The sequence below is a fragment of the Pasteurella canis genome (genome assembly GCF_020810675.1).
In the GTDB taxonomy this organism is placed as follows: Bacteria; Pseudomonadota; Gammaproteobacteria; order Enterobacterales; family Pasteurellaceae; genus Pasteurella; species Pasteurella canis.
In genome coordinates this window covers 845,435-858,672 of sequence record NZ_CP085871.1, presented here as the reverse complement: position 1 = coordinate 858,672, position 13,238 = coordinate 845,435, and the positions used below count along the sequence as shown (strand labels likewise).

6 protein-coding genes are annotated in these 13,238 nt (G+C 37.7%); 4 read left to right on the top strand and 2 right to left on the bottom strand.

What is annotated here, in order from left to right; translation table 11 throughout:
- Positions 1-13 precede the first annotated feature (13 nt).
- Both greA and K7G93_RS04080 read left to right on the top strand, forming a co-directional pair.
- Entirely contained in the window at positions 14-490 is a 477-nt protein-coding gene (greA, locus tag K7G93_RS04085; protein WP_049214206.1) for a transcription elongation factor GreA, read from the top strand.
- Positions 491-900: 410 nt separating this feature from the next.
- Positions 901-8,793, top strand: coding sequence for a YadA-like family protein (locus K7G93_RS04080; RefSeq protein WP_228400503.1), 7,893 nt, complete (start codon positions 901-903; stop codon positions 8,791-8,793).
- Positions 8,794-8,913: 120 nt separating this feature from the next.
- On the opposite strand, the gene yhbY is transcribed toward K7G93_RS04080, so the two are convergent.
- Entirely contained in the window at positions 8,914-9,216 is a 303-nt protein-coding gene (gene yhbY, locus K7G93_RS04075; protein ID WP_065518436.1) for a ribosome assembly RNA-binding protein YhbY, read from the bottom strand.
- Positions 9,217-9,352: 136 nt separating this feature from the next.
- On the opposite strand from yhbY, the gene K7G93_RS04070 reads away from it, so the two are divergent.
- On the top strand, positions 9,353-10,312 hold the full coding sequence (locus tag K7G93_RS04070) for an AEC family transporter (protein WP_228400502.1): 960 nt from the start codon (positions 9,353-9,355) through the stop codon (positions 10,310-10,312).
- Between the two features lie 71 nt (positions 10,313-10,383).
- Here K7G93_RS04070 and K7G93_RS04065 read toward each other — a convergent pair whose 3' ends face one another.
- Positions 10,384-11,211 (bottom strand): D-hexose-6-phosphate mutarotase, encoded by an 828-nt coding sequence (locus tag K7G93_RS04065; protein ID WP_228400501.1) that lies wholly within the window; start codon positions 11,209-11,211, stop codon positions 10,384-10,386.
- A 98-nt stretch (positions 11,212-11,309) separates the two neighbouring features.
- On the opposite strand from K7G93_RS04065, the gene yoaA reads away from it, so the two are divergent.
- Positions 11,310-13,229, top strand: coding sequence for a DNA repair helicase YoaA (gene yoaA / locus K7G93_RS04060; RefSeq protein ID WP_228400500.1), 1,920 nt, complete (start codon positions 11,310-11,312; stop codon positions 13,227-13,229).
- The last annotated feature ends 9 nt before the right edge of the window (positions 13,230-13,238 follow it).

The window sequence follows — 13,238 nt, the reverse complement described above, 5'->3', positions numbered from 1 at the left end:
AGAAAAAAAGAATATGAAACAAATTCCAATGACGATACGTGGAGCTGAACAATTAAGGCAAGAACTTGACTTTTTAAAGAATACACGCCGTCCAGAAATTATTAAAGCGATCGCAGAAGCACGTGAACATGGCGATCTTAAAGAAAATGCAGAATATCATGCAGCCCGAGAGCAACAAGGGTTTTGTGAAGGACGTATTCAAGAGATTGAAGGGAAGTTAGCTAATAGCCAAATTATTGATGTCACTAAAATCCCAAATAATGGCAAAGTAATTTTTGGATCGACGGTGGTTTTATTTAACATAGATACTGAAGAAGAAGTCAGTTATCAAATTGTAGGTGATGATGAAGCGAATATTAAAGAAGGGTTAATTTCAGTTAATTCACCTATTGCTCGAGGTCTAGTAGGGAAAGAAATCGATGACATAGTTTCAATTCAAACACCAGGTGGTAAAGTGGAATTTGAGATTATTGAGGTTAACTATTTATAGGTAGTGACAGCCCTTTTCTTTAAAGCCTGATTTCTGTATAGATATCAGGCTTTTTTTATGATTTTACCTAAAGACTGTGATTATATAAAAACTTCATAACTTATTGATAAATAATATTTATTTCTACTATGTAAATAATGTTTTTTATGTAAACTTTATCTAAAGGGAATATTACTTAACTTTACATTTAACTTTTTCTTTATATTTCAATTGGTTAATGTGTATTCTCTTTTTGAACACTATACACTCAATTTACTTACCTAAAAATAAATGCTCCAATATTGTCGATTTAGTGTCCTTATTGCTCAAGGACTATCAGTTACAGATTATAGATTTAGTGTTTATTTGTATTATCTCGCGTTTGAATCTATCTCTAATTTAAATATTTTCTATCCAAAGGGGCTTTTTTTATGAATAAAGTTTATCGAGTTATATGGAGCCATGTAACTAATACTTTTATTGCTGTATCGGAGTTAACAACTTCAAAAGGTAAGGTGAAATCGTATAGTGTTTTACCTTCTCATCAACAAGCACAAGTTAGTACAAGTATTCCAACCTCGTTTAAACTAAGTGCCATAGCTGTACTCTCACTTTTAACTTTCTCACCAGCATCTGTGATGGCGCAGGATGTCACTGCAGATAACTTGACGGTTAATGGTGCTTCCACTTTTACAGGAACAGCGACATTTAATAATACTGCAACCTTTAATAATATGGTTACTGTAGGTGAAGTCGTTGCTACAACTTTAACTGTTGGTGGAAAAAATGTTGCAACAAAAGAAGAAATAACTACATTAACTTCAGCTGTAAATCAGAAAGCAGATCAAAATACAGTTACTGATTTGACTAAGACAGTCAATCAAAAAGCAAATCAGTCAGATGTTGATTCACTAAAAACAGTTAAAGCAGATAAAACTGAATTAACAACAGGATTGAATTTAAAAGCAGATAAATCAACTGTAAATACCGAATTAGCTAAAAAAGCTAATAAAGCAGATTTTGAGAAATTAAGTACATTGGTTGCATCATTAGGTTCAAAAGAAGGTACTGAATATAGTGGTATAAAATACTTCCGTGTCAAATCAACTTTAGCTGATGCAGAGGCTAGTGGAGAGAATGCTATTGCTATTGGACCTAAAGCAGTTTCTTCAAAAGATGATGCCTTAGCTGTTGGGCATTTTGCAATTGCAAATGCTGAGAAGTCAGTTGCTATGGGTAATAGTACTTATGCTGTAAAAACTGCAAATAAAGGGGTGGCAATTGGTAATGATGCCCGAGTAGGTTCTAAACAAGAAGGTGATGTGGTTTATGATGGTTCATCCTCTTATGTGATTGGTGATGGAGATGGTGAAAGCTCAGTTGCTATTGGCGATAAAGCTATCAGTAGAGGTAAAGCAAGTATTGCGATTGGTAAAGATGCAATTACATCAAATAAAGATCTTAAAAAACAAATTGCTAGTAATAATATTGCAATCGGTACGAGTGCTCAAGCAATAGCGAGTGATAACTCAATTGCATTAGGTAATAAAGCAAGAACAAATAAAGATTCTGATTCTTCTATTGCAATTGGTGATACTGCAGAAACTTTTGCAGAAAAATCTATTGCACTTGGTAATACTGCACAGTCAAAAGGAGAATCGGCTCTTGCATTTGGTACTAATGCAAAAGCTCATACAGCGTCGACTATTGCAATTGGTAAAAATAGTGAGGCATTAAGTTCACAAAGTATTGCAATTGGTGAAACAGCTCAAGCTTTACCAAACAAAACGATTTCAATAGGTTTAAACGCAGGTAAAGGTCAACAATCAGATAAAGATGGTACAAAGCACTCTCATATTAATATTGGTGAAAGTGCTGGAGAAGGTGTTAAAGGTCAATATAATATCGGTATTGGTACTGAGGCAGGTAAAGGCGTTGTTGGTAAGGCTAATGTTGCGTTAGGTATTTATGCTGGTACAAATTTAGCTAACTCAACAGAAACCGTGGGCGATAATGTTTCTATCGGTAATGCAACTAATAATTATACAACACCTACAGCATTACAACGTGGTACTGCTGTAGGGGCCAAAGCTATGACAGCTTCAGACTCAAGTGCATTTGGTTATGATGCTCAAGCGATGGGACAAAAAGCAGCAGCTGTGGGGTATGCGGCAAAAGCAGAAGGTGATTTAGCTGTAGCTCTTGGTTCTAATGCAATCGCAAGCACAAATAATGTAGCATTAGGTGCTGGTTCTATTGCAAAAGCAACTGCAGAGGTTCAGGGATATTTAACGGGTAAAAAATCAAATCTTGTTGTTTCTGTAGGAACTCAAGAGGGGAATGAAAATCAGCGTATTTTACGTCGTTTAACTAACGTAGCTGATGGTGCAGAAGATCAAGATGCTGTAACAGTAGCACAATTAAAACGTGTTTCTGATGATGTGACGACAAAGCTACAAGCACAATTTAATAACTTAAACCATGGTAGTACGAACTCTGAAATTAGATATGCTACCTGGGCACCAGAACAAGGTGATGATGCTAAGAATAAAATTGTACTGAAAGACAATACTCGCATTTCTAATGTAGCCACTGCAAAAGTTGCAACAGATGCAGTGAATTTGGGACAAGTAGAAAGTATTATCAGTAAAGAAAAAACGCATTACTTTAGTGTGAATGATAGTGGTTTAACTGAAAAACCATCGAACTATGATAATACTGAAGCCAAAGCTAGTCTTTCTATGGCGATCGGTCAAGGTGTTATTGCAAGAGAAGAACGCAGTGTGGCAATTGGTAATAAAGCCAGTGCACATGGTGTAGGTTCAATGGCGATTGGTACTTTCTATGAAGGAAGTGCTGAGTTAGATGATGGCGTAGCAAGAAGTAGTGCAACTAATGCAGCTGTCGCGAATCAACCATATAAATATGGTTTAGCGATTGGTGCAGGGGCAAACTCAGAAGGGAATAATTCTATTGCTATCGGTAGTTTATCAGCTGCATCAAATAAAGACATCCAAAAAGGCAATGTGGATCGCGCGATCGCGATTGGTTATAGAGCAACATCATCAGCGGAAAAAGCCAATGCGATTGGGGATCGTGCGGTAGCAAATTCACTAACTGGTAATGCGTTTGGTAGTGAAGCTTTTTCAGGAGCTGTGTCTTCTAATGCAATTGGTACTAAAGCGAATGCAACAGGGGAAAACTCAATTGCCTTTGGTACTCACCAGAATGTTACAGGGAAAAACTCAGGTAGTATCGGTTATGCTGGTGCATTAGGTAACAAAGAAACTACAGTAATTAGTGGCGAGGGAACATATTCTTTAGGTAATACCAACAGCACGTTAACAGCTAATGAAAGTGGTATTTTTGGTAATACTAATGAAATTAAAGCGAAAGAAAATGCTCGAATTGTTGGTAATAAAAACAGTATTGGTGCAATTGAAGAGAAGACTCATGTACCTGGTACACCACCCGCTGCACCAGCTAATGATCTAAAAGACATTTATGTTACGGGTTATGATAACAAAATCAGCAGCGATAAAAAATTAGCAAAAGATTTAAGTGGGTTGTTTGTTTATGGTCATAATAACAAAATTGCTCAATTACCAGATCCTGATTCAACAGAAGAATTTACATTAACTAATTCATCGGTTATTGGTGCGAATAACATTTTAAATACCAAAGGTAGTGATTATTTTGTATTAGGTAATAATGTTACTGCAACCTTAGCAAACTCAGTTTATCTAGGTTCAAACTCTGGATATGTTGTTAAAGGAGCATCTACTGCTGGTAATGAGGCGTATGCAAATATTGCGGATGGTTCAAACAAATCAGGTTATACTTTTGCTGGAAATCTAGCACCAGTAGGTGTGGTAACTTTAGGTGGTGTTGGAACAGAGCGTCGTATTCAAAATTTATCAGCTGGTTTAGTGTCAGAAAGCAGTACTGATGCGATTAATGGTAGCCAGTTATTTGCGTTAACGCGTCCATTACGTTTTGCAGGTGATAACTCTAATTTAAGTAATCCAGATGCAGGTAAACCAAATGGTGACACATCAGTTATTTCACGTAGCTCAAACCAAGGTATGAAAATTCTTGGTGGTGAAAGTGATACAACTAAACTAACAGGAAAATCAGATAAAAATATTGGTGTAATTTCTGATGGTAATAATACATTAGAGGTAAGATTATCTAAAACCCTTTCTAATTTAACAGAAGCAACTTTTGGTAGCGGAACTGATAAAACTACGATTAATAAAGATGGTGTAACAATTGTTAATAATGGTAAACCAGATGTCAGTTTAACTGATAGTGGTTTAAATAATGGTGATAATAAAATCACTAATGTTAAAGCCGGTGAAGCTGATACCGATGCTGTTAATGTAAAACAATTAAATGATCTTAAAGCAGCTGGTTTTGGTTTAACAGCTGAAGATAACGAAACGATTAGAAAACCATTAGGTGAAAGTATCAAAGTCACGGGTGATAACAATGTTAACACTAAGATTCTAAAAGAAGGTAATAATGCAACTGGTTTAGAAGTTAGCTTAGCTAATAATATTAAATTAGGACAGGGTACAGAAACTGCTACTGGTGAAGCGGGTAAATTGACGTTAACTGATGATAAAGGTAAAGATCGTGCTGTGCTTGATGGTACAGATGGTTCTCTTACTTTAACTGGTAATGCATTACCAGCAGGTACAGCTCCAGCAACAGATGCACCAAGTGCGAAGATTAAAGTGGCTAAGGGTAAAGCTGATTTAAGTTCTACGCCAGATGAAGCTCCTAATACTGCACCTAACAATAAAACCCGTATTACCTATGAAATTCCAGCTGCGACTGGTGGTGCAACAGTTGAAGAGTTAGCTACACTTAACGATGGTTTAAAATTTGGTGCGAATACAGGTGATGTACATGATGCTAAACTGAATACACGTGTTGATGTAAAAGGTAAAGCTACAAACACAACTTGGGATAACTTTGATGCAGGTCATAATATTATGACTCAGATTCAAGGTAATACTATTACTGTCGCATTAGCGAAAGCATTGTCAGGGTTGACTAGTGCAACATTTGGTGATCCTGCTGGTAATCCGAAAGATGGTGCAGTGATTAACAAAGATGGCTTAACTATTACTCAAGGTGATAACACAGTCAGTTTAACTGATAATGGTTTAGACAATGGGAATAAGCAAATCAAGAATGTTGCGAGTGGTTTAACTAAAGCTGATGGTACAGCAACAGATCTTGCTAATGCGGTTGGTACTAATGGCGTGAATGTTAATGATTTAAGAAATGTTGTTAACGGTAATGATAATCAAGGTAATCCTAATGCTACAGGTGGTTTTGGTTTAAAGGATAAAGCTGGTCAAATCTTTAAACAAAACTTAGGCGAAACAGCACAAATTACGGGTGATTCAAATGTGAATACCAAAGTAGTAGATGGTCAAAATGGTGGTAAAGCCCTTGAGGTAAGCTTAGCTAACCAATTAACTTTAGGTAAAGGACCTGATGCTACACCTAACTCAACGGGGGAAGCAGGTAAAGTCACATTAAAAGATGGCAAAGGTATAGATCGTGTTGTGGTTGATGGTGGTGAAGGGGCTATCTCATTAACGGGGCAGCCAAATCAAGCCGGTGGAGCAGCACCAACGGCGAAAATTAAAGTAGCTGAAGGAAATCCTGATTTAGCAAATACAGCAGATGATCCAAATAACCCTAATGGTAATAAAAAGACTCGTATTACTTATGAGATTCCAAATTCAACACAAGGTGGACAACCAACAGTTGAAGAGTTAGCTACACTAAACGATGGCTTAAAATTTGGTGCGAATGATGGAGCTGTACATAATGCCAAACTCAATACGCGTGTTGATGTGAAAGGACATGTCAACAATACAACTTGGGCTAACTTTGATGCGGGTCAGAATATTATGACTCAGATTCAAGGTAATACGATTACTATCGCTTTAGCTAAAGCATTAAAAGACTTAACCAGCGCGAGTTTTGTTGGTGGTACGGATAATAGCAGTAGCGTCCTCAACGGTAACGGGTTGACTATTACGAAAAAAGCTGATCCAAATGTTGTGGGTGATACAGATAAAATTGTAAGCCTAACTGAAAAAGGATTAGATAACGGTGGTAACCAAATTGTGAATGTTGCTACAGGTTTGAAAGATCGTAATGGTAATGATGTTAAATTAAAAGATGCCACTGGTGATGTTTTAACTAATGGTGTGAATGTTGGCGATCTGAAAAATGCCATTACTGATATTACTTCTGCTGGAAATGGTGGGTTTGGCTTGAAAGATAAAGCGGGTAATGAATTCAAGCAAGATTTAGGTACTGCTGCACAGATTACAGGAGATAGTAATATCAATACGAAAGTTGTTGATGTAACAAATCCAAATGGTAGTCAATCTAAAGCCCTAGAAGTCAGCTTAGCGGATAATATTACGTTAGGTAAACCAACGGAAGGTGGTGTAGAAGGCGTTGATGGTTCTGTTAAAGTCACTGGTAAAGATGGTGCAAGTGTAGTCTTAAATGGTAAAGACGGTACGATTGGTTTGACTGGTCCACGTGGTGCTGATGGTAAATCAGTTTCAACGGATATTGGTGTAAAAGAAGGTGCTGCTGGTGTTGATGGTACAGATGGTGCTAACGGTACAAGTAAAACACGTATTGTTTACACGTTGAAAGACAAAGATGGTAATCCTATTAAGGATGCAAGTGGTAAACCGATCACTGAGGAAGTTGCTACCTTAAACGATGGTATGAAATTTGAGGGCAATGATGGTACTGTTGTGACTCGTAAATTGAATGAAACATTAGGTATCAAAGGTGGTGTTGATGCAGCTACTGTCAAGGACAATACTAAAGTATCAAGTGGCAATGTCGGTGTGCGTGCTGTTACGGATCAAAATGGTAATCCAACAGGTAGTTTAGAAGTGGTAATGAAAGAACGTCCAGAGTTTTCAGGTATTGTCTTGAATGGTAAGGATGGTCAAGATGCTTCAATTAAGTTTACTGATAAGGACGGCAATGAATCATTATCTATGACTACAACCAAAGATAAAGACGGTAATCCAACTTTGAATCTTACTAATCCAAACGCGGATAAATTCGTTAAGATTACTGGTGTAGCAGATGGTGATATTTCGCCAACGAGCAAAGATGCAGTGAATGGTAGCCAGCTTCATGCTGTGAAAGAAACCGCAGAGCTTGCTGCTTCGGGCTGGAATATTTCGGTTAATGACAATGCGAATAACAATGTATCTAACGTGAAACCAAAACACACTGTTGATTTGAACAATACTGATGGTAATATTGTGATCAGCAAAACAGTTGACAATGATAAACATAATGTGACATTTGGTCTTGCAGATAGCATTAATGTGAAAGACTCTGTTGTTGTCGGTCCAAAAGGGGCAGATGGTAAACCTGGTGAAGGTGCTGTCGTCATCAATGCGAAAGATGGTGCGAATGGTAAAGATGGTATCAGTATCGTCGGTAAAGATGGTAAAGATGCAGTGGCTATCAGTGGTAAAGATGGTGTGGGTACTATCGGCTTAACAGGTCCAGCTGGTGCAGATGGTAAAAATGCGAATGCTATCATTGGCGTGAAAGATAGCGTGAAAGGCTTAGATGGCAATGATGGTAAAGATGGCAATAGTAAAACACGCATTGTCTATAAAAAACCAGATGGCACAGAAGAGCAAGTGGCGACCATGAACGATGGTTTAGTGTTTGGTGCGGATAAAGGTACTGAGCACAAAGCGAAACTTGGTACAACAGTGAAAGTGAAAGGTGACGATAAAAATATCGAAACTGAAGTAGCAGGTGATACAATTCGTGTCAAACTGAAAGACAATATTGATGTGAAAGGTGTAACAGTTAGAGAGAAATTTACTGTAGAGAAAGGTGCAGCAATCAACATGGGTAACAACGTGATTAACGGCGTGGCTGATGGTGAAGTGAGTGCAACTAGCAAGCAAGCAGTGAATGGTAGCCAGTTACATAAAGTTCAACAACAAGTGAACAATAATACAACCGCAATCAATAAATTGGGTGATCACATCAATAAAGTTGATAAAGATCTACGTGCAGGTGTTGCAGGTGCAACAGCAGTTGCCTTCTTACAACGTCCAAATGAAGCAGGTAAGAGCCTTGTTTCATTAGGTGTGGGACATTATAAGAGTGAGTCAGCAGTTGCAGTCGGTTATGCAAGAAACTCTGACAACAACAAGATCTCGATTAAGCTGGGTGGTGGTGTAAATAGCCGTGGCGATGTTAACCTAGGTGGTAGTATCGGTTATCAATGGTAATTTTCCACTAAAATAATAAAACAAAAGGGTATTGAATGTGCAATACCCTTTTTTATATGAAAAATAAAACGGCATTTATTGCCGTTTTTCTTACTCTTTATTTATTATTATTTATATTGATTACTTACGTGGTAATTGAATTTGGGGTTCTTGACTTGGGCGATAGAGGACTAAAATATGCCCAATAGTTTGTACTGTACAAGCTTTTGTCTCACGTACAATCGCATCAATAATTAATTGTTTTACTTCGCGATCTGCGCCTGCAATTTTGACTTTAATGAGTTCGTGATGTGCTAGTGCATTGTCAATCTCGGCTAATACACCTTCAGTTAAACCATTGTTACCGATCATCACCACTGGGTTTAAGTGGTGAGCAAGACCTTTTAAAAATTGCTTTTGTTTGGTAGATAATGTAATCGACATAATTTATCCTAATTAGAGAAAAAGTGCGGTCATTTTGGGTGAAATTTTGCATAATGACCAAAAGTGTTAATTGCGCAATTCTAACCGTAAATGGCGTTTAGAGAAAGCGATTTGATTCAATACAGGTAATATAAATATGCATAATACCGATTTTCTTTCCTCGTTCTTATTTTCAATGAGTGTTACTTTACCCACAGTATTAATGTTATTACTCGGTGTGGTTTTACAAAGATTGCACATAGTAGATGATAAGTTTACAGGACAAGCAACAAAAATTATTTTTAATATTACTTTACCTATTTTGTTATTTTTAAATATTACGAGTAATCCAGTAGAGTTTCGCTCACAGTTATTACCCATTGCAGCAAGTTTCACAGGCACATTATTACTTTTTATTATGGCAGAGCTAGTTGCTGCAAAGTTCATCGTGGAAAAGCAAGAACGCGGTACGTTTGTACAAGGTGTCTATCGTGGTAATAATGGCATTTTAGGTTTAGCATTATGTATTAATGCATATGGTGAGGCTGGGTTAGCTCCTGCTTCAATTTATGCGGCAGCGACGATCTTTTTATTTAATGTATTAGGCGTGATTACCTTAAGCCGTTCGTTTGCTGATGGACGAGTCAGTTTTTGGGGGATTGTTAAAAATGTCATTAAAAATCCTTTGATTATTGCCATTGTGTTAGGGTATGTGGTAAATGGACTAGAACTACAGTTTCCAAAAACATTACAAACGACGGGAAACTACCTTGCGAGTATGACGTTACCCTTAGCATTAATTTGCGCGGGAGCCAGTGTTAAATTCAATGGGAGTGCGAGTGGCTCTCGAACAGTGATTTGGGGAAGTATTGGGCGTGTGATTATTGCCCCTATTTTTATGGTCTGTATAGGTAAATTATTTGGTTTATCTGGTATGAATATGGGTATTTTATTTTTAATGGCAGCAACACCGATGGCGACTATTACTTATGCGATGGTACGTGGTATGGGCGGTAATGGTACCAGTGCAGCCAATACTATTGCCTTAACCACATTAGGTGCGATTATTACTTCTTCAGTGGGTTTATTAATTTTATCACAATTAGGTTGGGTGTGACGAAGTGAATAAACGACTCGCTATAATCTAAAGTTAGAAAGAGGCTGAAAGGTCAGCCTCTAAAATTTTTATCAAACAGACCGCACTTTTAAGATTGCTGATACTTGATCCCCTTGTTTTAATTCTCGACTGATACGTCCAGTTTCTACACAAACCATGGTTTTATAGCCAGACTCACTCATACCACTTGTAGCTTTATGCCATGGATTCCATAACACCACATCAGATGCGTTATGATGCTCAATGGTGATTATACGTTGTAATGCATTATCCACAATTGCCGTTCGTGCATTGTCAATATGATAAGTACTGTCGACATTTTCACTAATTTTACGTGGCGATGGGACGCTTTCTTGAGCTTTAGTGATATTACTAACAGCAGTCGTTGGTAAACCTTGTACTTCAATTTGTTGAATATCACCAATGTTGAAATAGCTATGTAATGCGACTTGTGCTATTTCCTGCCCATAATGTGTAAAAATAAGCTCACATTGTTGGCTAAAAATCATGTTAATTTTGGCTTCAATAAGATGATCTTCACTAAATAAACCAAATTCTAATTGTACTTGTTGTGCTTCAATTTCATAGCCCGTAAGTTGCCATAAACGGATACGAGCGGTGCCATGAGAGGGGGACTTCACTGGACCAAACCAAGGATAGCAAATAGGAATACCGCCACGAATAGCATGACCTTGTTGAAAAGGCTCAATTTCACTGAGCCAAATAACGTCTTGCTCAATACCCGCAGGTTTCCAGCTAAAGAGGTGAGCACCTTGTAAGGCAATTTGTGCTGTTCCGACAGAATGCTGTAAAACAATAACAGGAATTTGATGATATTGGTATAAGCTCAGTTCAGGTGTAATGTGTTTAATAAATTGGGGTTGAATTGGATTTTTCATAAAACCTCTTAATACTGTTTTTTTATTCAGTATGTTGTTTGGTGGTCAGGGAAAATCTGCTAAACTATGTCAGAATGTTGAAATTTATCTGAAAAATAATGGCGAATATTGAACAAATAATCAAGGTCTTTTCTGAACAAGGTGCATTAAGTCAGCATATTCAAGGCTTCCGCCCTCGTGTAGAACAATTGGATATGGCAAATGCGGTCGCTAATGCAATTAAAAATAAGAAAGCATTAGTTGTGGAAGCAGGAACAGGGACGGGCAAAACCTTTGCTTATCTAGCGCCTGCATTATTAGCAAACAAAAAAACGATTATTTCAACGGGTTCAAAAAATCTACAAGACCAGTTATTTAAACGTGATTTACCTGCAATTAAAAAAGCGCTTAGTTACACAGGAAAAATTGCCCTATTGAAAGGGCGAGCTAATTATTTGTGTTTGGAGCGCTTAGATCAATTGATCGCACAAGGTGTATTGGGTGATCGCACTGTGTTAGCCGATCTTGCGAAAGTGAGACAATGGAATAATGCGACTAAAACAGGCGATTTAACAGAATGTGTTTCGCTTGCTGAAGACAGTCCTATTTTGCCTCAATTGACCAGTACAGCAGAGAGTTGCTTAGGTACGGATTGTCCTAATTATGGTGATTGTTATGTAGCGGCGGCACGTAAGCGAGCATTAAATGCTGATTTAGTCGTGGTGAATCATCATCTCTTTTTTGCCGATATTGCAGTAAAAGAGACAGGGTTTGGTGAGTTAATTCCTCAAGCGGATGTCATTATTTTTGATGAAGCCCATCAATTACCTGATATTGCGAGTCAATATTTTGGGCAGTCGATGAGTTCTCGTCAATTATTTGATTTATGCAAAGACATCAATATTGTTTATCGTACTGAAATTAAGGATATGGCGCAGCTCGGTACAGCTTCGGATCATTTATTAAAAACAGTACAAGATTTTCGTTTAGTTCTAGGTGAGGGGAATTTACGTGGTAATTGGCGTGAGTTATTAACACAAACTGCTGTTAAAAACAGTTTTGAGCATTTACAAGAGAAAATTGACTTCGTTTCACAAGTTGTAAAATTAGCTTTAGGACGTTCACAAACCTTAGACAGTATTTTTGAACGCTTAGAAGCGATGAAAATTCAGCTAAAACGTTTAGCCAATACGTCTATTACGGGGCATTGTTATTGGTATGAAACAATGGGCCGTCAATTTGCTTTACATATTACGCCTTTAACTGTTGCCGAAAAATTTAATGAGGAAATGCAAAAACGAGAAAGTGCATGGATTTTTACGTCTGCAACCTTAGAAGTGGGAGGCAGTTTTGAGCATTTCTGCCAACGTTTGGGTATCAGCCATGCTGAACAGAAAATTTTACCGAGTCCCTTTAATTATCCTGAGCAATCTTTGCTTTGTGTGCCTCGCTATTTGCCAACGAGTAATCAAACACATACCTTAAAACAGCTAGGAGAAATGTTATTACCTGTGATCGAGGCAAATAAAGGACGTTGTTTTGTACTTTGCACTTCTTATGTCATGATGCGCGGTTTAGCCGAGTATTTTCGTGAGCAGAGTAACTTATTAGTTTTATTACAAGGCGAAACGGCTAAAACAACGCTGTTAGATCAATTTATTTCTGAGGAACACGCCGTATTAGTAGCAACTTCAAGCTTTTGGGAGGGGATTGATGTACGCGGTGATGCGCTTTCTTTAGTGATTATTGACAAATTACCTTTTACTGCGCCAGATGAGCCTCTATTAAAAGCACGGATTGAGGACTGCCGTTTACAAGGTGGAGATCCTTTTAATGATATCCAAATTCCTGAAGCCGTGATTAGTTTAAAACAAGGTGTTGGGCGCTTGATCCGTGATGTTAGCGATCGGGGGGCCGTAATTATTTGTGATAGCCGCTTAGTCACACGTGCCTATGGTGCGACTTTCTTAAAAAGCTTACCTAACTCAAAACGTACCCGTGATTTAAACAAAGTGGTACAATTCCTGACGAAAATTTAAGATGGATAA

Excerpts from the sequence above, each read along its gene's own strand:
- yoaA (WP_228400500.1), top strand. The coding sequence starts at position 11,310 with ATGGCGAATATTGAACAAATAATCAAGGTCTTTTCTGAACAAGGTGCA.
- K7G93_RS04065 (WP_228400501.1), bottom strand. The coding sequence starts at position 11,211 with ATGAAAAATCCAATTCAACCCCAATTTATTAAACACATTACACCTGAA.
- yhbY (WP_065518436.1), bottom strand. The coding sequence starts at position 9,216 with ATGTCGATTACATTATCTACCAAACAAAAGCAATTTTTAAAAGGTCTT.
- K7G93_RS04080 (WP_228400503.1), top strand. The coding sequence starts at position 901 with ATGAATAAAGTTTATCGAGTTATATGGAGCCATGTAACTAATACTTTT.
- K7G93_RS04070 (WP_228400502.1), top strand. The coding sequence starts at position 9,353 with ATGCATAATACCGATTTTCTTTCCTCGTTCTTATTTTCAATGAGTGTT.
- greA (WP_049214206.1), top strand. The coding sequence starts at position 14 with ATGAAACAAATTCCAATGACGATACGTGGAGCTGAACAATTAAGGCAA.